Source organism: Lacibacter luteus, assembly GCF_004118265.1.
Lineage (GTDB): Bacteria > Bacteroidota > Bacteroidia > Chitinophagales > Chitinophagaceae > Lacibacter > Lacibacter luteus.
In genome coordinates, this window is record NZ_SDHW01000007.1 from 246,434 (window position 1) to 266,730 (window position 20,297).

Annotated in this window: 19 protein-coding genes; 4 read left to right on the top strand and 15 right to left on the bottom strand. The window is 40.9% G+C overall.

The annotated features are described in order from the left end of the window. Positions 1 to 9: 9 nt before the first annotated feature. From ESA94_RS19240 to ESA94_RS19255, 4 genes are all read left to right on the top strand, one after another. Complete coding sequence (locus ESA94_RS19240; protein WP_129132575.1) at positions 10 to 768, top strand: ABC transporter ATP-binding protein; 759 nt, start codon at positions 10 to 12, stop codon at positions 766 to 768. A gap of 19 nt (positions 769 to 787) precedes the next feature. Beyond that, positions 788 to 1,543, top strand: coding sequence for an FKBP-type peptidyl-prolyl cis-trans isomerase (locus ESA94_RS19245; protein WP_129132576.1), 756 nt, complete (start codon positions 788 to 790; stop codon positions 1,541 to 1,543). An 84-nt stretch (positions 1,544 to 1,627) separates the two neighbouring features. After that, positions 1,628 to 2,149 carry a YfiT family bacillithiol transferase gene (locus tag ESA94_RS19250; RefSeq protein ID WP_129132577.1) on the top strand — a complete coding sequence of 174 codons (522 nt, stop codon included), beginning with the start codon at positions 1,628 to 1,630 and terminating at the stop codon, positions 2,147 to 2,149. An 85-nt stretch (positions 2,150 to 2,234) separates the two neighbouring features. Next, positions 2,235 to 2,783, top strand: coding sequence for an NUDIX hydrolase (locus ESA94_RS19255; protein ID WP_129132578.1), 549 nt, complete (start codon positions 2,235 to 2,237; stop codon positions 2,781 to 2,783). Between the two features lie 39 nt (positions 2,784 to 2,822). Here ESA94_RS19255 and ESA94_RS19260 read toward each other — a convergent pair whose 3' ends face one another. The 15 genes from ESA94_RS19260 to ESA94_RS19330 all read right to left on the bottom strand — a co-directional run bounded on the left by ESA94_RS19260 (position 2,823) and on the right by ESA94_RS19330 (position 20,289). Continuing rightward, a complete protein-coding gene (locus tag ESA94_RS19260; RefSeq protein ID WP_129132579.1) occupies positions 2,823 to 4,130 on the bottom strand; it encodes a bifunctional folylpolyglutamate synthase/dihydrofolate synthase in 1,308 nt (435 codons plus the stop codon). Positions 4,131 to 4,167: 37 nt separating this feature from the next. Next, on the bottom strand, positions 4,168 to 5,520 hold the full coding sequence (locus tag ESA94_RS19265) for a sensor histidine kinase (protein ID WP_129132580.1): 1,353 nt from the start codon (positions 5,518 to 5,520) through the stop codon (positions 4,168 to 4,170). Between the two features lie 172 nt (positions 5,521 to 5,692). Continuing rightward, the gene (locus ESA94_RS19270) at positions 5,693 to 5,872 is read right to left on the bottom strand and encodes a GldL-related protein (protein WP_129132581.1); all 180 of its coding nucleotides are present in this window, start codon (positions 5,870 to 5,872) and stop codon (positions 5,693 to 5,695) included. A 5-nt stretch (positions 5,873 to 5,877) separates the two neighbouring features. Further along, a complete protein-coding gene (locus ESA94_RS19275) occupies positions 5,878 to 6,762 on the bottom strand; it encodes an energy transducer TonB (protein WP_129132582.1) in 885 nt (294 codons plus the stop codon). Between the two features lie 88 nt (positions 6,763 to 6,850). Next, a complete protein-coding gene (locus tag ESA94_RS19280) occupies positions 6,851 to 7,567 on the bottom strand; it encodes an SDR family NAD(P)-dependent oxidoreductase (protein WP_129132583.1) in 717 nt (238 codons plus the stop codon). A gap of 3 nt (positions 7,568 to 7,570) precedes the next feature. After that, a complete protein-coding gene (locus ESA94_RS19285) occupies positions 7,571 to 8,485 on the bottom strand; it encodes a DMT family transporter (protein ID WP_129132584.1) in 915 nt (304 codons plus the stop codon). 175 nt (positions 8,486 to 8,660) lie between these two features. Then, positions 8,661 to 9,842 (bottom strand): MFS transporter, encoded by a 1,182-nt coding sequence (locus tag ESA94_RS19290; RefSeq protein ID WP_129132585.1) that lies wholly within the window; start codon positions 9,840 to 9,842, stop codon positions 8,661 to 8,663. 117 nt (positions 9,843 to 9,959) lie between these two features. Continuing rightward, positions 9,960 to 10,472: a YcxB family protein gene (locus ESA94_RS19295; RefSeq protein ID WP_129132586.1), complete on the bottom strand. Its 513-nt coding sequence runs from the start codon at positions 10,470 to 10,472 to the stop codon at positions 9,960 to 9,962. A gap of 60 nt (positions 10,473 to 10,532) precedes the next feature. Continuing rightward, on the bottom strand, positions 10,533 to 11,834 hold the full coding sequence (locus ESA94_RS19300) for a radical SAM protein (RefSeq protein WP_129132587.1): 1,302 nt from the start codon (positions 11,832 to 11,834) through the stop codon (positions 10,533 to 10,535). Between the two features lie 61 nt (positions 11,835 to 11,895). Then, positions 11,896 to 12,492 (bottom strand): hypothetical protein, encoded by a 597-nt coding sequence (locus tag ESA94_RS19305; RefSeq protein WP_129132588.1) that lies wholly within the window; start codon positions 12,490 to 12,492, stop codon positions 11,896 to 11,898. A gap of 199 nt (positions 12,493 to 12,691) precedes the next feature. Further along, positions 12,692 to 13,582: a DUF5777 family beta-barrel protein gene (locus tag ESA94_RS19310; protein ID WP_240671107.1), complete on the bottom strand. Its 891-nt coding sequence runs from the start codon at positions 13,580 to 13,582 to the stop codon at positions 12,692 to 12,694. 18 nt (positions 13,583 to 13,600) lie between these two features. Further along, entirely contained in the window at positions 13,601 to 14,161 is a 561-nt protein-coding gene (locus tag ESA94_RS19315; protein WP_129132589.1) for a YceI family protein, read from the bottom strand. Positions 14,162 to 14,189: 28 nt separating this feature from the next. Next, entirely contained in the window at positions 14,190 to 14,645 is a 456-nt protein-coding gene (locus ESA94_RS19320) for an OB-fold protein (protein WP_129132590.1), read from the bottom strand. Between the two features lie 159 nt (positions 14,646 to 14,804). Further along, entirely contained in the window at positions 14,805 to 15,935 is a 1,131-nt protein-coding gene (locus tag ESA94_RS19325; RefSeq protein WP_129132591.1) for an efflux RND transporter periplasmic adaptor subunit, read from the bottom strand. A gap of 10 nt (positions 15,936 to 15,945) precedes the next feature. After that, positions 15,946 to 20,289, bottom strand: a complete 4,344-nt coding sequence (locus ESA94_RS19330) for a CusA/CzcA family heavy metal efflux RND transporter (RefSeq protein WP_129132592.1) — start codon at positions 20,287 to 20,289, stop codon at positions 15,946 to 15,948. Positions 20,290 to 20,297: the final 8 nt, after the last annotated feature.

Consider the following 20,297-nt stretch of genomic DNA (forward strand, 5'->3'; position numbering starts at 1 on the left):
GCAGGCAGAATGAAGAAAATAATTGAAGTAAAGAACCTCGTTAAAAACTACGGAAACTTCCGGGCTGTTAAAGGTCTTAGTTTCGATGTGTATGAAGGGGAGATATTTGGTTTACTTGGACCCAATGGCGCAGGTAAATCAACCACACTTGAAATTATTGAAACGCTGAGAGAGAAAACAAGCGGTGAAGTGCTGGTGAATGGTTTTAACCTCGATACACAGTTCAATGATATTAAGCAGATCATTGGTGTGCAGTTGCAGACTTCGGGTTACTATCCCGGGCTTAATCTTACAGAACTTATTCAGCTGTTCAGCGGTTTGTATAACCGCAAAGTAAATGCGATGGAGCTGTTGAAAACCGTTAATCTCGAAGAAAAGGCAAAGGCAAAATTTAAAGAGTTAAGTGGCGGACAGAAACAACGTTTTTCTGTTGCCACCACACTTATAAATGAACCGAAGATCGTTTTCCTCGACGAGCCAACTACCGGTCTCGATCCACAAGCCCGACGCAATTTATGGGAGCTGGTAAAAAATATCCAGGCACGTGGTACCACTGTTATAATTACCACCCATTACATGGATGAAGCCGAATATCTTTGCGACCGTGTAGCCATCATCGACAGTGGAAACATTGTGGCGCTGGATACACCGGGTAAGCTCATTGATCAATTGCTGGCAACCGGTTTTGAACGACCCAAGCAAATGAAAGCTGCCAACCTGGAAGATGTTTTTATTTCACTAACCGGCCATGCATTGCGTGGCGAATAAATTTTAATTATCAAAGCACATGCGTATTTTTTCTTTTGTTACTGTAGGGTTGCTAGCTGCAACTGTTGCAACAGCACAAAGCTCAAAACCTGCAGTAAAGAAACCTGCTGCAAAAACAACAACTACAAAAACAGCGGCTAAACCCGCAGCTCCCAAACCATTGTTACGAAACGGTATTGACAGTTTAAGCTATGCTATTGGTTTAAACATTGGCGGTAACATGCAGGCACAGGGTATTGAAAACCTCAGCTACATTGCGTTGAACAAAGGCATTGCAGATGCAATGAAAAAAAACGGTACACCATTAATGGATGATAATACTGCAAACATGACGATACAACAAAAATTACAGGAATACATGGCCAAAAAGAATGGCGCTGTAAAAGAAGAAGGAAGAAAATTTCTTGCCGAAAATAAAAAGCAAGCCGGTGTGGTTGAATTGCCAAGTGGTGTTCAATACAAAATTATTACACAGGGTACAGGACCAAAACCATTGTTAGAAGACACCATCAAGTTTCATTATAAAGGAACAAGACTCGATGGTTTTGTTTTTGATGAATCGTATAAACGTGGAGAGCCTGTAATCTATCCGTTAAACCAATTAATTGAAGGCTGGAAACAAACAGTGGTGTTGATGCCTGCAGGCAGTAAATGGCAACTGTTCATTCCAAGTGATTATGGTTATGGCGATCGTGGTGCCGGTGGCGATATTCCAGGTGGTGCTACACTCGTATTTGAATTGGAACTGCTGGAAGTAATTCCGGTGAAGAAATAAGAAACGGTTGATGGTTCATAGTTAATAGCTGATGGCAGAACATTGGATTGACTATGAACTATTAACCATAAACGATGAACAATTATGGACTTACGTTATCCCATTGGACAATACGAACCTGCTCCTTACAGCGATGCGTTGCGTGAAGAGCGTTTGGCTGATATCAAATTCTTACCCGGCTTACTCGAAAAAGCAATTGAGAATTTAGATGAAGCACAACTGAACACGCCTTATCGTGATGGTGGCTGGACGGTGAAGCAGGTGGTGCATCATGTAAGCGACAGTCATTTAAATGCATTGAGCCGTTTAAAGTTTACGCTTACAGAAGAGAACCCAACCGTGATGGGCTACGATGAAGAAGCATGGGCGAAGACAGCGGAGTATACACAGCTACCCATAAATGTTTCGCTTACAATGATCCATACCATACATGCCAAGCTGCATGTATTGTTTGCAAACTTAAGTGCAGAAGACTTTAAGCGGACCTATATTCACTCGCAATCAAAAAAACAATTCGATCTCTGGTTTTTGCTGGGCATGTATGCGTGGCATGGCAAACATCATGCAGCACATATTACTGCATTAAGAGAGCGGATGGGATGGTGAAATCAGTTCATAGTTCATGGCTGATGGTTCATAGCAGCCGATCTGCCTTAACTATGAACCATGAACAATAAACAATGAACCAATCATGAACTGGAAGACGCTCGCTTCAAAATACCTTTTTACAGATAACTGGCTTACGCTGCGTGTAGATAAATGCGAACGGCCCGATGGTAAAATTGTGGAGCCGTATTATGTATACGAATTTCCCGATTGGGTTACGGCTGTTGCGCTTACAACCGATCAGCAGGTCATTCTTGTACGGCAGTACCGGCATGCTTTGGGACAAACCATTTTAGAAATTCCCGGTGGCTGTGTAGATAAAACAGATGTTGATTACGAAGCTGCCTGTGCAAGAGAATTACTGGAAGAAACCGGTTACCAGTTTGAGAAGATCGAATTTCTCTGCAATACATCTGCCAATCCATCAACCAATAATAACCTCATGCATGTGTACCTGGCAACAGGTGGTGTTAAGGTAAAAGAACAACAACTCGACGAAGCTGAAGATATTGAAGTGTTGCTTTGTTCCATTGATGAAGTAAAACAACTGCTGCGTGAAAACAAACTCATACAGAGTATGCATGTAACAGCATTGATGTATGCGTTGGAAAAAATAGGAGAGTTGAAGTATTAAAAATTACGAGGTACAAATTACAAAGTACGGCGCTGCTCACTATTCACCACGTTCCATTGACCATTCAACTTCCCCAACCAAAAACACACTTCCGCATACCAATACCAAATCCTCTTTTTGTGCATTTTGTAAAGCATTTGCAATAGCGGCATTTACATTTTCAAAACAAATACCATTGAGGTTAAATGCTGCTGCTTTTTGTTGCAGATCGGTTTCGGGTAATGCTCTTGGTATATGTGCTTTCGTGAAATAGTAACTTGCATCTTGTGGCAATAAGGCCAGCACTTTTTCTACTTCTTTATCTTTTACCATACCGATGATGATATGCAGTTGCCTGTAGCTGCTTTCTGCAAGTTGCGCAACAATTTGCTTGATGCCGTCTTCATTATGTCCCACATCGAGCACAAGCGTTGGGTTGCTTTGTAATACTTCCCAGCGACCATGCAAGCCATTGATCTTTTTTGTTGAAGCCAATGCCGTTTGCAGATGCGCTTCTGTAATGCTGAAATTTAGCTGTTGCAGTTGTCGAACAGCAGAAAGTACAGTAAGTATATTTTTTGTTTGATAAATGCCCGGCAGATCGAGTGTGTAATGCAATTGTTTGTTCGATGCAGTTTCGTTTATATCTAACAGCAGCTTGTGATCAACTGTTTCTTTTTTCAGATTTGAAAACTGTTCGTATGCAAAATGCAATGGCGCCTGCATTGCTGTTGCTTTTGCTTCAAATACAGGTTTTGTTTCGGGTAATGTTTCGCCAACAACAACCGGAATCTGTTGTTTGATGATTCCTGCTTTTTCACTTGCAATTTTCTCCAGTGTATGTCCAAGCAGGTTCATATGATCCCAGCCGATATTGGTAATAACCGATAGCTCGGGTGTAATAATATTGGTGCTGTCCAACCTTCCGCCCAATCCTGTTTCAATAACAGCAATATCCACCTGTTCTTTTGCAAAATATTCAAAGGCCATCGCTACGGTTATTTCAAAGAATGAAGGTTCAATCAAATCGATCTGCGGTTGAATACGTTTTGTAAAACCGATCACATATTCTTCTGTGATCATTTCGCCATTGATCTTAATGCGTTCACGAAAATCGTGCAGGTGAGGAGAGGTGTACAAACCAACTTTGTAGCCGGCTGTTTGTAAAATAGCCGCCAGCATATGACTAACAGAACCTTTACCATTGGTACCGGCAATATGAATGGTTTTGAAATGCTGCTGCGGATTATCTAAAGCATCGCATAAAGCAATTGTATTGTGCAGATCTTTTTTTATAGCAGCAGCACCAATACGGCTGAACATCGGAAGCCGGGTAAAGAGATAATTGATCGTCTCCTGGTAAGTCATGCCGCAAAGATAGATGCATATATTACTTCAACAAGGATCAGGCCCGTGGTAACGTAAATGCAAATGTGCTGCCTTTACCAAGTTCGCTTTGCACACGAATGTTTCCGCCATTTTTTTTCAAAAATTCTTTGCAGATCATCAGGCCAAGCCCTGTACCGGCTTCGTTTGCTGTTCCCTTAGTCGTAAAATGTTCGTCGCCAAAAAGTTTTTGCCGGCTTTCTTCACTCATTCCGGTGCCGGTATCCTGTACAAACACTTCAACAAGTTCATCGCTTTCTTTTACATCAACAATTATTTCGCCTTCCTTTGGGGTAAACTTTATAGCATTGCTGATGAGATTGCGTAACACAACTTCAATCATTTCTTTATCGGCATAGATGTAAACGGGTTTGTTTGTTTTCGACTTTATGTACACCTGTTTATTTTCTGCCTGCAAACGCACAACCTGTTGTACATCGTTAATGAGTTTATTCATATCGATCAACTGTGGCGAAAGCGCTTCACCCTTCATTTGGCTTTTAGCCCATTGCAGCAAATTTTCCATCAGGTCGGTAGTATACTGCAAGTCTTTCACTACGTCAGGAATAAGCAGTTTAATTTCTTCTGCAGGCAAATCATATTCTTCTACACCTTTAAACAAATTCCGCAGGCCATACATTGGCGTGCGTATATCGTGAGAAATAACGGAGAAGAGTTTTGTTTTAAGATTATTTAACTCGTGCAGCTCTTCTTTTTGTTGTTCAATTTCCTGGTTATACCTGTTAAGATCTTCATTGCTTTCGAGTATTTCCTGTTGATATTCTTTGTTTTCTTTTTTTATAAGAAGCAAACCGGTAAAAATGAGAATTAAAGAAAGAACCTGGTTAAATACAAAGAAGGGGTAGTTAATATCGGCTATTACAAATTCGTACTTACGCTGTACTACATACACCATAAAATAACAAACCACAATAAAACCAATAACAAGAGCGAGGTATTTAATTTCCTGCAAAAAGAAAACAGCAAAAACACCGTACAAAATAAAAAACAACTCAATGCCCACATCAATGTTGCCGATGTATACCAACGATGTAACTGTTGGGTACATGATAAAATACCAAACCATTGCAAAATTGTACAGTCGCTTATGATTGGCAATAAGTACTACAAGGCTGATAAAGGCAGGCGATGCGGCAACGATCCATGCAATAACAGGCAGGTAACCCTGGTTAAGAATGGCAAGGGCTGTTATACTGATGCCGGTGAGAAAACCAATGGTGTTAAGTAGATTGAAAATACCAAGGCGAAGCTGCTCGTTTTTATCCATTTCTTCGGAGTAGCCGATGCGTTTAATGGATTGAACAAGCGTTGAAATGTTCTTCAAAAATGAAAGAAGTTTTAGCCTTTTCATTCTGAGCAGTTTAAACGGGTTACGAAAACAGTTTTCAATACGACGAATCAGGGTGATTTTCTAAAGCTACGAAAAAAATATACGTAGTAATAGTACTTTGTGGTTTTACCTTGTGATTTCCGTTGTCAGGTTGTGTGGCGGGAAGCTGCCAAGGGAACTAAGAATAGGGCAGTTATTTCGATTTCACCAAAACATACATGGCATAAATGATACCACCGGCTTGTATAGCCATGCCGGCTGTCAATAAAACTTCAGCAAAGCTTAAATGAAGAATTTTGGCCCATGCGCCGAAAAGTGTAACAAGAAAACCACTGAGGAAAAGTAACAAAGGCCATTTGAATAGTTTCAACATACGGCTTAATCGTTCACTTTAAAGTTGAATTGGACTGTTACAGTTGACTCCTGTTCAGTTTTATCGAATTGAATATTACGCAGGTATTCGGTAATGGCTGTTGCGTATGCCTGACTATAAGAAGTGGAACGTGGACCAATACGTACAAATGTACCACGACCTTCGGGCGACACTTTAATAATGGCATAAATAGTTGCTTTATCAAGATCGCCTGAGAATGAATAGTATTTAATGATTTTTCGGTTGCCACTTGTAACACGAGGGCCGCCGCTTGTTCCTGTGCCACCGTTTCCATTGTAGTTGTCACTGTTAGGATTGCCTCCCGGTTTACCTTGATTGCCGGTGCCACCTGCAATCCCCTGGTTACGGCTGTTATTATAAGTATCAGAGTTATTACCACCGGTTCCTGTACCACCGCCATACACTGCTTTCGGTTTTTGAGGCGGGGCAGGTTTAGGATTTGCAACAGTTGTTGTTGCCGGCTTGGGCGATGTTACCGGCGGATTTTCTTTCGGTATAACTTTCGTTGGCTTTGTAACGGTAGCCGGTTTATTTATTTCAGGAGTTTCGGGATCGTCCCGTTCGCTTACTTCTTTTTCAGTTTCCTGTACAGGTTGTTCAATCTGTTGTTGAGGTGCAGCTTCTTCCTGTGCAACTTCAGGGGCGGGGTCGCCGGGAACCATGGGCTCAATATCGCCAAAACCAATATCGCTGTTGCCGAGGTTTACTTCAATGCCTTCTTCGGGCTTAGGCGGAGGAGCAGGAACAGCCATAGCAATGGTGATAATGAAAAATAAAAACAACAGTACGCCATGCACCACAATGGTTACTGCGGCTGCTTTTACATTTTTTTGATTGTCTGTTGCGCTCATGGTTATTGCTTGGTTCATCGAAATTACTTCTTTTCTCTTTAACGATGGAAAACCGTGCCCGATTGCACAGTGTAAACCAAGCTTTAAGAAAACCTTTACATTCTCATTAACCGATCTTCTTATACAGTTGATATGGAACCCACTTCAACAACCATGCAATCAATGCCCAGCGTTTGGTTACCTGTACACGTCTTTTTTTACGGACGATAGCGTTGAAGATTTGGTCCGTTGCTTTTTGCAATGGAGCAATCCAAAATAGCTGAGAGCCTTTCGCCATATCTGTTTGTACATAACCGGGTTGAATATCGGTAACAACAATGTTCTTTTTCAACCGTCCGGCTTTAATGCTAATGCCTTCAAGATAATTACTCATGTACGCTTTACTTGCATTGTAAGCAGGTGCCCAGCTGCTGCCACGGTAGGAAGCAATGGATGAGATACCAACGATCTGCCCGTGTTGCTGTTGTACAAAATAATTGAAAGCATAGTTAGTTGTATCAATGAAGCCGTTCACGTTGATGCGTGTGGTTTGTTCATCATTCTCCCAGCTGAGTTCTTTACTTGCTTCACCAAAACCACTGTTGTAAATGAAGATGTCCATGCCACCCAACTCATCGATGAGTTGTTGAAGATGCTTTCTGTTTTCATTTCCTGTAACATCAAACACAGCCGTTTTTACCTGATGGGGATATTGTTGTTGCAATTCATCAAGCAACTGTTTTCGGCGACCGGTAACGCCCACCATATCGCCATGGCGCAGAAATTGTTCTGCCAATGCACGGCCAATGCCTGATGTTGCACCAATGATGACGACTTTCTGCATCTGTTACTTTCGTTTTAGCAATACACTGTTATCAACAATAAGTCCGGCTACAATGAGCAGGAAACTTACAATGTGAATATAGTTGATCTTCTCGCCCAGAATTGCAATGGCTTCCATGGTACTGAAAATTGGAATAAGGTTGCCAAACAAAGAAGTACGTCCTGCACCCAATTCTTTAATAGATCGGTTCCAGAACAGAAACGAAATAACCGATGCACCCAAACCAAGATATAGAATAACCAAAACAGTTTGCATGCTCCATTGTACCCGTGCTGCATAAGCTGCCTCAGCTATATAAGCCGGAAAAAGTAAAACAGCACCCATAAGAAATACAAAGAACAAAAAGCCAAGTGCCGAAATAGCCTGCGGACGTTTTCTTGCAAAGATGTTATAGACAGCAAAGCTTAACGCACCAAGTAAAACCCATGCATCACCTTTGTTAAACTGTAGGTGCAAAAGGTTTTGAAAACTGCCTTTGCTCAACAGGAAAAGAATACCAGCAATGCAAAGTAACATACCCAGCAACCTTCTCCACGATACCGGTTCTTTTAAGAACCAAGCGGCGAGTATTACCGACATGATGGGTGAGGAGGTGGTGCCGATCAATGCAAGATTGATTGCCGTTGAGCTATGCCCGGCGATGTACACAAAAGTGTTGAAGAGACTTACTCCGGTTAAACCGGTCCAGAAAAAATAGGCTTTGTTTTCTTTTACAATTTGCCACGCCGGTTTAATGTGTTTCCATGCCACAGGCGTTAAGATGATTACTGCCGTTGCCCAACGATAGAATGCCAATGTTACTGGTGGTATAGAATGAATAACGGAACGTGCAACAACAAAGTTTCCACTCCAGATAATAGTTGCTGCTACTGCCAGTAAAATGCCAAGTGATAAATTAGGTTGATCCCCATGCTTCATTTGACAAAGATACCGGGCTGAAGTTGTTTATGCATATATTCAGTGAATACACTTTCAACACAGAGGAAAAGAGAAAAGGAGTTGAATGAAGTGATTCACAATATTCATTCATCTATGCCTCACTATTCATAGATGGCTTTTATTTCTCTTAAACTCTGTTCTCTGTGTTGAAATTTTATTGAAACGTCTTTTCTTTCAGCAACGGATACAACTTCCACAAGCCAAACAAAGGTCCGGGGGCCAACAGCAATAATACCCATGGCGATTGCAGCCACGCTTCAAACAAATAATTAAGCAAATAGATACTGGCAACTGTAATGGAAAAACCAATGCAGGTAACAATGGTTAAGGCTGCACCTTTATTTTCGGCAACGGCTGTTTGTGCAACAATAGAAGAAAACTGCGGCGAATCGGCTACTACTGCAATGCCCCAAACAAACATAAAGAACAAGAACAAGTGCGACGGTAAACTGTAACTGAAATAAGCCAGCATGCAACAGACACAAGAAATACACAACGCAGCAAACGCCACTTTTGCACTGCCGTATCGTTTGGTTAAATAACCACCGACTACACAACCAACAGCACCTGCAGCAATAATGCTGAACGACCAAAACGGTACATTAAGCTGAGCATGCTGTTTGTTTACATAGAGTGTAAGCAACATCGGTACAAAAGCCCAGAACGCATACAACTCCCACATATGACCGAAATAGCCAAACGATGCAGCACGAAAGTTGGCAAACTGAAAGCTTTGTTTAAATGCAGTAAACGAATAATGCAGACTGGTTTTTGCAAATGGTCCACGTGGAATAAAAAGAAGAATGAGTAAACCACCAACGCTTGCAAAGGATGATGTGATGAGCAATACAACACGCCAATCGTATTCCCAACCCGATTGTTTTAATAAATGCGGAAAAGCAGTGCCCAATACCAATGCTCCAACAAGGTAGCCTAATGCTTTGCCTAATCCTTTTTCGTACCACTCAGCAGCGATCTTCATACCAACCGGATAAATGCCTGCAAGAAAAAAGCCCACCAGGAAACGTGAAAGAAGCAGACTGATGATTTGCTGTTGTGGTAAGAGAATAATAAGATTCGCCAATGCTGCTAAAACCGACGAAAGAAAAAAGACCCGGGATGGTTTAAACCGATCGGCAATGGCAAAAACAGCATATACAAATGTGCCTATAATAAATCCAATCAATACCGATGAAGTAACCAGTGCCAAAGCTCCTTGCTGCAGTTGAAATGTTTTGCTGATCTCGGGCAGAATGGCATTACCACTAAACCATAAAGAAGTACCGGCAAATTGCGATAGCACAATGAATGGAAGTATATGGTTGGGACGTTGCATAAAACAAACCTCAACTTACGGAAAGTATACAGAATGGAAAAGGATTACCAACTCCTGGGCTTGTCGAAGGATAAAAGTTGGCAACCCTTTTCGCAGTCATTGAATTTTTATTTTCAACTATAATTTAAATTCTGTTTTGGTTGATAAAAAATAACCAAAGTTATTCATCTCAATTTCGTCTTTAAAAGCTCTTTTAGGGATTATGATAAAATCATTTTTGCTGACGTAAATATGAAAGGCTGTTTTTGTTTCTTCCGCTTTTACGATTTCACGCCAGGGTTTCGATAAGTTTATTCTGTCACTTAACCGATTTACTCCCCAATGATTAAACTCTATATTAACAGGTTTGAAAATAGGTGAATTTGAGAAATAGATAATTGCTGTGAAAACTAAAAATAAGAATGGTGCAAAAAAGAGAAGTATAACGATTGGCGCTAAACTTGAAATTAAACTTACAATAAGATTTGCTTCTGTACTTGTAACAAAGCCAAGAAGCAATGACACAACCGAAAGTATAAGCATGAATACCAAAAATAGTTTCAGGTATTTGCTTTTTAGTAGATAACGCAAAAGTGAACCTGCATATTCCCGGTAGCTGATATCAAAATTTAAAAGAAACGTGTCCTGCATAAATAAATTTAATGGACTTTAGTAAATCCTTTCTGACATCTGCGATGTCCTTACAGCAGTTTACCAATGCGCAAAATCTTCCTGGTAGTTTCCTTTAATTCGTTCAATCGGCGGATTAAAATAACCAAACTTCAGATCGGGAAATTCTTCACGAATCAGTTCCTGTAATTGTTTTACACCCATGATTTCTCCGGTTTCTGTAACACCGAGTTTACCAAGATACCAATCGGGATCAATATTGAAATTGCGCCACTGAATCATTTTTAATCCTGTTTCTTTGATCAGTTTACGTAATGCTTCATATTCTTCCACACTGTCGGTCATGCCCGGAAATACAAAGTAGTTAATGCTCGTCCATCCACCAAAGCTGTTCATCACTTTCAAACTCTCAACAATATCTTCAAAGCTGTAATTGTTGGGCCGATAGTACGCTTCGTAAATATGTTTGCGTGCGCTGTTGGTACTTACACGAATACTGTCTAATCCAACTTCGCACAATGCTTTTACAGCAGCAGGGTTCGATCCGTTGCTGTTGATATTAATGCTGCCTTTTTTCGTATGCTTACGTATTTCAATAATTGCTTCACGCATGGTTTCCCACATCAGCAAAGGTTCACCTTCGCAACCTTGTCCGAATGAAACGATCGGGTAAGGGGCTGTTTCAAGATGCGGCACTGTAAATTCAACCACTTCTTCGGCAGTTGGTTTAAACGTTAAACGATCCTGCGGACTTTGAATGGTTTCTTCTTGCGGCTGAAAAGAGATACAACCAATACAGTTGGCATTACATGCAGGTGAAATAGGAATAGGGCACTCCCAACGACCCATAGCAAAATTTCTTGCAGCAGGGCAATTGTACGTTTGGCAACAGTTTTCCATTAAATGTTTTACCAAACGGTTATGCGGATAGTTTTTTACCAGGGATTCAGCACCGCTTTCGATCTTTTCATCATCATAGCCTTTGCATTCCTGGCGGATATCATCTTCAATACGCACAGCTGTTACATAAAACTGATTGTTGTGCCAACCGGCAGCAGTATAACAGAAGAGGGGAAGTGTTTCTGCATCGGGTTCACTTTCGAATGCGGCAAAATACAAACTGGTATGTGCCGGCGGAACAAATGCTGCTACGGCCCAACCTTTTTCGCACAAACGCATTTCGCCTGTTTCCACATCAATACCAATGCCTTTACGGCCGGGCAATTCGTACAGGTTACCACCATCGGGTAATAAGATCCAATCTTCTTCAGGTACAGGAAATGCATCCCAACCTTCACGCCCAACAGCATAAAGGGTTGTGTCTTCAAAAATATTTCCGTTCCCGTCGGAATAAAGCAAATAGGGAGAATGATCTAAAGCCATAGTGAATTGTCAATTATGAATGGTGAATGTGCGGCTTGGCTTACTCACCATTGACCATTCACTATTCACTTTTCAGATAATGACTGCAAAATTCGTGAATTTGTTCCAGTTCATCGAAAGCAATTGCTTTTTGAAACTCAAAACGGTGAATTTTGTTTTTTGCGGTGTGGATAGTAATGCTGTGGGGCAGGGCTTCCAGCGTTTGAATCTGCTCCCATTCAATTTCTTTATCTTTTGGGAAATGCGAGATCGTTACGCCTAAATGATGTACTGAAACCCGCTCGGTTTGGATCACTTTCTTTTCGCAATGAAAAACATAATAGTACATGCCCGTAGCCAGCAGCAGAAATGCAGCAGTTGCCCACGATTGATCGAGGCTGGCCAGAATGGTTAGCCCTCCAAATACCAACACTTCAATAAAGCGGAAGGTGGCATTAAGGCGGCTCGATTCTTCGGCAAAGCCACGAAGAAAGGCAACAGTAATTACATCAATGGCAATAACAATTTCGCAAAAGGCGGTAATACGGTTATCCATACGAAACTCGTAGGAGCCGGCGGCAAGAAAAACAGCGCCTGCCAGGAAATGTAATACAGGGCTTATCTTTTTTAAATTGTTGTACGATGGGTGTACAATTGAAACTGAAAGTGGTGAAGCCATAGCAGTAGGTTTTTGATGAGATGCAGACCTTCAATTTTTCCATAAAAAAATTAAAGAGCTGTCTAAAAGATCGTCACTGCGAGTTTTAAAACTCCGGCCAGAGCGTCGGAGGAACGAAGCAGTCTGCATTAAACAACGATTGCTTCACTGAGGTTCGCAAAGACGACCTTTCGGTCAGCCTTTTTAAAGTTACTGCCAATTACATACTCTGTTTCTGTTTTTTTATCTGGAAGATGCGTGAAAGATTAAACCCGAAACGGATTTCTCCCTTGCCCCATGTATTATACGTTTCGGTAATAAAGGCCCGCTCGTTCATACCCGTTGCATTGGAGAAATGCAGTTGAAAAACGTGCCCACCGGTTTCAATATCGATACCCACTGAAAGCGGATTGTAGTTGAAGTCCTTTTCTCTGCCATTAAATAAGTAATAGTAATCGGCTGTTAGTGCAATGCGGTTGGTAATCTTTACACGGCCGCCAAGGCCCATTGCAAATACATCGTTCGGCTGTGTGCTTACCGGAACAAGGTTGGTATGCACCATTGTTGGTGTAAGTTGTAAGGATAATGCTTCAGAAAATTTTCTGCCAACAATTACCTGGTAATAATAACCGAGGCGGGAGGAGAAGTGATTGTTAGCTGAAGGGTCGGCCCATGGTTCTGTATGCATGGTAATACCTGCGGCCAATGCAACTGTAACAGGAGAATTTTTTGTACCTGTTGATTGCATGATGGGTGCATATTTAGCAAAAGCATCAAGTTCTTTTCTAAACGTGCTTCTGCCAACGCCAACCATCAGGTTGCGGTATAGTCCGAAATCGAATCCCATACGCATACTTGCCTGGTCTAACCCGAAAAAATTTTTAAACCCTTCATTAACCTGGCCGAAGCGATGAAGAATGCGAAAGTCCATTGTGCCCGGCGCAAGAAACTCCATTGAATGTCCGTTAATAACCCGTGGCGATTTGAATGCATACTTTACATACTCTTTTTTTGGCTTTTCTTTTTCAACCAGCTTTAGAAGATCTTCTGTTTCCTGTGCTGCGCCGGCAATGCTGTATAGCAGCATAGACAATAAAAAAAACATTCTCATAGTCATGCAGTTTATGTGTTATTGTTTAAGTACATCAAGCATACAATCAACTTTTATAGTTGCTGTTTTGGCTACTTTATCTGCAACAAGCTGCGGAACTGTAATCTTGTAGTCTGCTATTGTTACAACAAACTCTGCAGTAGCAGTAACCTTTCCGTTTTTAACTGTTAAGGTGCCGTTTGTTTCAATGGCTTTTGTTTCGCCGTGTATGGTAAGCTTGCCACTTACTTTAACCGGGTAAACACCATCTTTCGCATAGTTTACCGCACCGTTGTTGCTGATAACTCCTTTAAATTCTCCTTTCGGAAACTTGTTGCTTTCAACATAGTTTTCATTAAAGTGTTCCTGCATTAATGCTCGTTCAAACTCAAAGCCTTTCATTAAAACAGAAAACTGAAGGTTCCCTGTTTTACTATCCAGTACACAAATAACGCTTTTGTTAACTGCATTTACATTTTCAGGCGATTTTGGCGAAGTGGCATCAAAATAGATTTTACCACTTTTTGTATAGTACTTGCTTTGTGCTGTTACAGCCGCCGCAGAAAGTGTAATGCATAAAAGAAGAAGTATTGTTTTCATTGCTGATCTTTTGTTATTAAAAAAAGGGTCATGATTTAAGCAGTACGCAGCGATTAAGAATAACATCCGATCCCAAACCTAATTCGTCGGCATTATATCCTGTACAAATTCCCTTGATGGTTATTTTGGTATTTGGTTGAAGTGATGCTGTTGTTTGCGTTTGTGTACTATCGATGCTGCAACGTACAGAAGACAAAGAACCGCTGTCGCCCAGTACAACTGTGGCAAACCCTTTGTCATCTGTGTCAACCAACTTTACAACACCTGTTACTTCCAGTACTTTATCGGCAAATTTTTCGGTAGCAGCTTTTTCATTTGCTGAAAATTCATTCAGCAATTCTGCTTGTGTTAAACGAAAGGCTGCCTGTTCTTCCGACATACTTTTTGCTTTGCGGTTAAACTCTTTGTAGGCATAAAAGCCGCCGGCTACTGCAATAATTAAAACGATCAACAGGGTATACCAGATAAACGATTTCTTTTTCATGCACCTACTGATTTATTAGTTGACTTATCTATTCTGTTGTTTAATGTACAGCTTTACTGAAACACACAAGAGGTTGCAAGCTTAAGTAAAGCTACTACAATTAATCTGTTACTATAGTAGACAACAGATTCCCCTCAATTGTTTCAGTGGGGAGTGTTTTTAATCTTCCGTTTTATTTTTTAAACTCATCAGCACCGTATAAGCACCTTTGCCAACAATTTCTTTTTGTTGCAACGCATCTCCGTTTAGTATTTCGGTAAGTCCTTTTTCGCTGATGCCGGTTTGTACTTCAGTCAACTCAAATTGCTTATCGGTTTTTTTTACAAATACATAGTGTTTGTTTTCGAACCGTACTACCGCATCTTCGGGCACTACCCACGCTGTTTTGTTCTTTACTTCAACTTCCGCATTCATGTATGTACCGGGAATAAGCGTTTTATCATACGCTTCAAAATGACAATGGACCTCGGTGTTACGTTCGTTGTTGAGGTCTTTACCGATCAACAGAATTTCACAAGCGTGTTTATTAGAAGGATCGTTGTTGGTGTAGGTAACAAGCTTCTGACCGATAAAGAGTTTGTTGACATCTTTTTCAAAAACAGTTAATGCAAGATGAATATCGGTAGGATTGATGAGTTCGAATAACACATCTGTAGGTGCTACATATTTGCCGATGTTTACGTTAACTGCCGAAACATAACCATCAATAGGTGAGTACACCTGTATACTTCGGGTAATATTCGATTCATCTAAACGGCTGATAGCAATACCGGCGAGTTTTAGTTTTTCGGCAAGGGCACTGATCAATACTTTCTGACTTCTGAACTCTGCTTCTGCCTGCTGAAAGTTTTTGTCGCTGCTGGCTTTGCTTTCATTCAGTTCTTTTTGCCGGTTGTATTCGTTTTCAAGAAAAGGAAGTTTTGCTTTTGCTGTTAAGTAATCCTGTTGCAGCTGAATGTATTGCTGATCTTCAATGACTGCAATTACTTCGCCTTTCTTTACATGTAATCCGGGTAACAGTTTGGTCGATTTAAGATAGCCACCCATTGGCACACTGATGGATACAATGTTTTGCGGAGGTACATCGATTTTGCCATTAAGTTTTAGTATGGATGAAATCTGTTGTTGCTGCAGTTTGATCATTTCAATTGCTGCGTTTTTAAATTGAGCATCGGTTAATGTAACCAACCCTTCAACCGGTGCTGCAGTTTCGGACGCCGAGCTTTTTGTTTTGCTGCCGCAAGCCTGTAATAAAACTGTTGCTATAAGTATGAGAAGACTGTACTTCATTTCGAATAATTTATTGATTGCTGTAATAGTTTAGTTGAATGCTGCTTTCGTTAAGGTTCTTAACTGCATCGAGGTGATCGTTCTTAATTCCTGTTGCCTGGTTTACCAACATAAACCATTCAAGGTAATTAATCAATCCGCTGCTGAACTGTTTGTTGGCCGTTGTTAAAATGAGTGTTGCGTTTTGCAAACCTGTTCTTTCAAAATAGTCAACACGCTCTTTGTAGTGGATGTATTGCTGTTGTGCCGAATGGTACTGTGTATTCAATTCGTTTAAGCTAAGCTGGTACTGGTTGGCAGCAATTTGTTTGCTGAATTTAGCACTGCTGATCTTTGCTTTTTGAGCCTTGGCAAATACAGGAATGCCAATACCCACCTGCATCGATTGAAAGCGATACGAAGAAGGATAATACTTATTATCGGCACCTGTTCCACGTATACTTGTGCTATACAAGCCAAGCGAGAGGTCGGGGAGTAGCTTTGCTTTTTCTACTGCGATGGCTGCATCTGCAATCTGCTGCTGCTGTTTAACGAAAGCAATGTTCGGATGATTACTCAATTCTGCCGGGGCAAGTTGAACTGTATATTTCAATTCTTTTGTTGATACAGTAAACGCTGTTATTGAGTTGAGTAATAACTGAAACTGCAATTGTACAAGCGCCTGGTCTTTTTGCAACTGCTGACGTTGTAAACGAATTTGCCCCAACTGTGTTTCGGCTGTTGCTTTTTCCAGCACATTGCTTTCGCCTTTTTGTAAACGTAATTCGGTTAAGCGATAGAATGCACTGTACAAACTGTCGGCTTCCTGTAACAATTGTGCTTTTTGCTGCAGGTATACTAAATGATAGAAAGCAGAAGATACATCCTTTTTTAATTCTGCTTCTTTTACCGAAACATACAGTGCATTGTTCTTCCATTCTTCAGTTAACAAAGATCTTTGTGTACTGTAAACCGTTGGAAAATTGAATGACTGCGAAGCGCCGAATCTTGTATCGTTGTAAATACTGTTAAACTGTCCAACTTCGGCCGATACAGTTGTTTGCGGAACAACAGCAGCAGAACCGATGAGTAATCTTTTATATTCAGTCACTAATTTTTCCTGCTTTACCTGCAGGTTGTTTTTTAATGCTGTATCAATTGCTGCCTGCAATGTAATGGGTGTTTGTGCAGTTGCATTTATTTGAATTGCAGAAAACAGTAAAACCATTACAGTTACTGCCGCATGTTTCTTTTTCATGTGTAAGCCTTTTTCGAAAAGGATATAAAGTACCGGTAATACAACCAGTGTTAAAAAAGTAGCAATAAGTAGTCCGCCAATTACAACAGTTGCTAATGGACGTTGTACTTCAGCACCGGCTCCGTTACTCAACGCCATTGGTAAAAATCCAAGCGATGCAACAGCGGCAGTCATCAATACAGGACGTAAACGGATTTTTGTACCCATGAGCACAACACGTTTTACATCATCCATTCCTTCTTTGCGAAGCCTGTTAAATTCGGCGATCAACACTATGCCGTTTAACACAGCTACACCAAACAATGCAATAAAGCCAATGCCTGCACTGATGCTGAAAGGCATGCCTCTTAGGGCAAGAAATAAAATGCCGCCAATGGCAGATAACGGAATAGCAGAGTAAATAAGCAATCCCTGTTTAACAGAGCCAAATGCAAAATACAGCAATGCAAAAATGAGTAACAACGAAACAGGCACAGCAATGAATAAACGCTGTTTGGCTTCGTTTAAATTTTCAAATGCACCACCATATGTTATATAATAGCCGGCCGGGAGTTTTAATTGCTTTGTTGTTTTTTGCTGCAGCTCTTTTACAATACTTTGTACATCCCGTCCACGTACATTAAACCCGATTACAATTCTGCGTTTTGCATCTTCCCGTTGTATCTGGTTAGGGCCTTCCTTAATTTCAACTGTTGCTAATTGTGACAGCGGAATCTGTCCACCCGATGGCAGCGGTATTAACAACTGCTGAATATCCTGTATGTTTTTTTTCTGATCGTTTTTTAAACGTACAACAATGTCAAACCGCTTTTCACCTTCAAACAGCATACCTGCACTTTGTCCTGCAAAAGCTGTATTAACAATGCGGTTCACATCGGCAATGCTTAAATTGTATTGTGCAATGGCTGCACGGTTGTATTGAATTAGGATCTGTGGTAAACCGGTAACCGATTCTACAAACAAGTCGGTTGTACCATCTACTGTTCCTGCAATTTTACCCAGCGCCTGCGCATAGTGCGTAAGCGTATCAAGGTCTTCTCCAAAAATTTTACAAACAACATCCTGTCTTGCTCCAGAAAGTAATTCGTTAAAACGCATTTGTACGGGATACTGAAAACCTGTTGTAACGCCGGGGACTGCTTTCAGTTCTTCCGTCATTTTTTCAGCGAGTTCGTTAAATGTTTTTGCCGATGTCCATTCTTTTTTGTCTTTCAGAATCACCATCATATCACTGGCATCAATAGGCATGGGATCTGTGGGAACTTCGCCGCTGCCGATCTTTGTTACAACTTTTTCTACTTCCGGAAATTTCGATTTCAGAATATGTGCTGTTTTCTGTGTGTGCTCGATGGTTGTTTGAAGATTACTTCCTGTAAGCACTCTTGTTTCAACTGCAAAATCGCCTTCTTCCAGTGCAGGAATAAATTCGCCACCGAGCGATTGTAAAATAAAAATGGAAACAATAAACAAACCAAGTACGGAGGCAAGGATCGTTTTAGGATAGTTGAGCAGTTTGGCTAATAATGATTGATAATGTTTTTCGAGCCAGATCATCAACTTGTCGGAGAGGTTTTGTTTATGTTGTATTTTCTTGCTGAGGAACAACGAACTCATCATTGGAATATAGGTGAGCGATAAAATAAATGCACCCAATAATGCAAATGCTACTGTTTGCGCCATTGGCTTAAACATTTTTCCTTCAACGCCCTGCAATGTAAAAATGGGTAAATACACAACAAGTATAATTATCTGGCCAAACACTGCACTGTTCATCATTTTACTTGCGCTGTTGTTTACTTCGGCATTCATTTCGGGTTGTGTAAGCCGGTAGGTATTGTTGAATCGTTTACTGTGGCTCAACTGGTGCATTACCGCTTCAACAATAATAACTGCACCATCTATAATCAATCCAAAATCGAGTGCCCCCAAACTCATCAGGTTACCGCTTACACCAAACAGGTTCATCATAATAACCGCAAACAACATGGCCAATGGTATAACCGATGCAACCAATAAACCTGCTCTGAAATTTCCGAGGAACAATACCAGAATAAATACAACAATCAATGCGCCTTCCAGCAAGTTTGTCTTAACTGTACCAATAGCATTGTTTACCATTTTTGTACGGTCGATAAAAGGTTCTATCACCACACCTTCCGGCAGTGTTTTTTGTATCTGTTCAATACGTTCTTTTACTGCTGCAATTACTTTGTTGCTGTTGGCTCCTTTCAACATCATTACAATTGCTCCTGCAACTTCGCCTTCATCGTTATACAACATTGCACCATACCGGGTGGCATGCCCAATGTTAACATCCGCAACATCGCTGATAAAAAGAGGGGTGTTGCTTCTGCTGTGTTTTAAGGCAATGTTTTCGATGTCTTCTTTACTGCCGGCCAAACCTTCGCTGCGTATATACAAAACGGTGGATGCTTTTTCTATGTAAGCACCGCCTGTATTCTGATTGTTTTTTTCCAGTGCAGTAAACACATCGTTTATTGTTATACCGTAGGCGTAAAGTTTGTTGGGATCTACTTCTATACTGTACTGTTTCAGTTTGCCGCCAAAACTGCTTACTTCGGCAACGCCCGGTACACCGAGTAATTGACGGCGAACGATCCAATCCTGTATGGTGCGTAATTCAAGTTCATCATATTTGTTTTCGAATCCTTTTTCGGCACGAACAACGTATTGATAGATTTCACCAAGCCCTGTTGTTACGGGCGCCAATTCGGGGGTTCCTATTTCGGGCGGAATAACAGTCTGCAGTTTTTGCAGCCGTTCAGCTACCTGTTGTCTTGCCCAATAAACATCTGTTTCATCATTAAAAACAATGGAAACAATGGAAAGACCAAAGCGTGAAAAACTTCTGATCTCCAATAAACCATCAATATTGTTGTTGGCTTGTTCAACAGGAAAAGTTACAAGGCGTTCGATGTCGGTTGCTCCGTACGATGGTGCAACCGTAATTACCTGAACCTGGTTATTGGTAATATCCGGCACGGCATCGATAGGTAGTTTGGTAAACTGATAACTTCCATAGCCGATAAGAATTACTATAAAAAGACCGATAACAAGTTTGTTGTTTACGGAAAAGCGGATGATTGCATTCAGCATTTGAATAG

Coding starts and splice junctions, on each gene's coding strand:
- ESA94_RS19240 (WP_129132575.1), top strand. CDS start 10: ATGAAGAAAATAATTGAAGTAAAGAACCTCGTTAAAAACTACGGAAAC.
- ESA94_RS19245 (WP_129132576.1), top strand. CDS start 788: ATGCGTATTTTTTCTTTTGTTACTGTAGGGTTGCTAGCTGCAACTGTT.
- ESA94_RS19250 (WP_129132577.1), top strand. CDS start 1,628: ATGGACTTACGTTATCCCATTGGACAATACGAACCTGCTCCTTACAGC.
- ESA94_RS19255 (WP_129132578.1), top strand. CDS start 2,235: ATGAACTGGAAGACGCTCGCTTCAAAATACCTTTTTACAGATAACTGG.
- ESA94_RS19260 (WP_129132579.1), bottom strand. CDS start 4,130: ATGACTTACCAGGAGACGATCAATTATCTCTTTACCCGGCTTCCGATG.
- ESA94_RS19265 (WP_129132580.1), bottom strand. CDS start 5,520: ATGAAAAGGCTAAAACTTCTTTCATTTTTGAAGAACATTTCAACGCTT.
- ESA94_RS19270 (WP_129132581.1), bottom strand. CDS start 5,872: ATGTTGAAACTATTCAAATGGCCTTTGTTACTTTTCCTCAGTGGTTTT.
- ESA94_RS19275 (WP_129132582.1), bottom strand. CDS start 6,762: ATGAACCAAGCAATAACCATGAGCGCAACAGACAATCAAAAAAATGTA.
- ESA94_RS19280 (WP_129132583.1), bottom strand. CDS start 7,567: ATGCAGAAAGTCGTCATCATTGGTGCAACATCAGGCATTGGCCGTGCA.
- ESA94_RS19285 (WP_129132584.1), bottom strand. CDS start 8,485: ATGAAGCATGGGGATCAACCTAATTTATCACTTGGCATTTTACTGGCA.
- ESA94_RS19290 (WP_129132585.1), bottom strand. CDS start 9,842: ATGCAACGTCCCAACCATATACTTCCATTCATTGTGCTATCGCAATTT.
- ESA94_RS19295 (WP_129132586.1), bottom strand. CDS start 10,472: ATGCAGGACACGTTTCTTTTAAATTTTGATATCAGCTACCGGGAATAT.
- ESA94_RS19300 (WP_129132587.1), bottom strand. CDS start 11,834: ATGGCTTTAGATCATTCTCCCTATTTGCTTTATTCCGACGGGAACGGA.
- ESA94_RS19305 (WP_129132588.1), bottom strand. CDS start 12,492: ATGGCTTCACCACTTTCAGTTTCAATTGTACACCCATCGTACAACAAT.
- ESA94_RS19310 (WP_240671107.1), bottom strand. CDS start 13,582: ATGAGAATGTTTTTTTTATTGTCTATGCTGCTATACAGCATTGCCGGC.
- ESA94_RS19315 (WP_129132589.1), bottom strand. CDS start 14,161: ATGAAAACAATACTTCTTCTTTTATGCATTACACTTTCTGCGGCGGCT.
- ESA94_RS19320 (WP_129132590.1), bottom strand. CDS start 14,645: ATGAAAAAGAAATCGTTTATCTGGTATACCCTGTTGATCGTTTTAATT.
- ESA94_RS19325 (WP_129132591.1), bottom strand. CDS start 15,935: ATGAAGTACAGTCTTCTCATACTTATAGCAACAGTTTTATTACAGGCT.
- ESA94_RS19330 (WP_129132592.1), bottom strand. CDS start 20,289: ATGCTGAATGCAATCATCCGCTTTTCCGTAAACAACAAACTTGTTATC.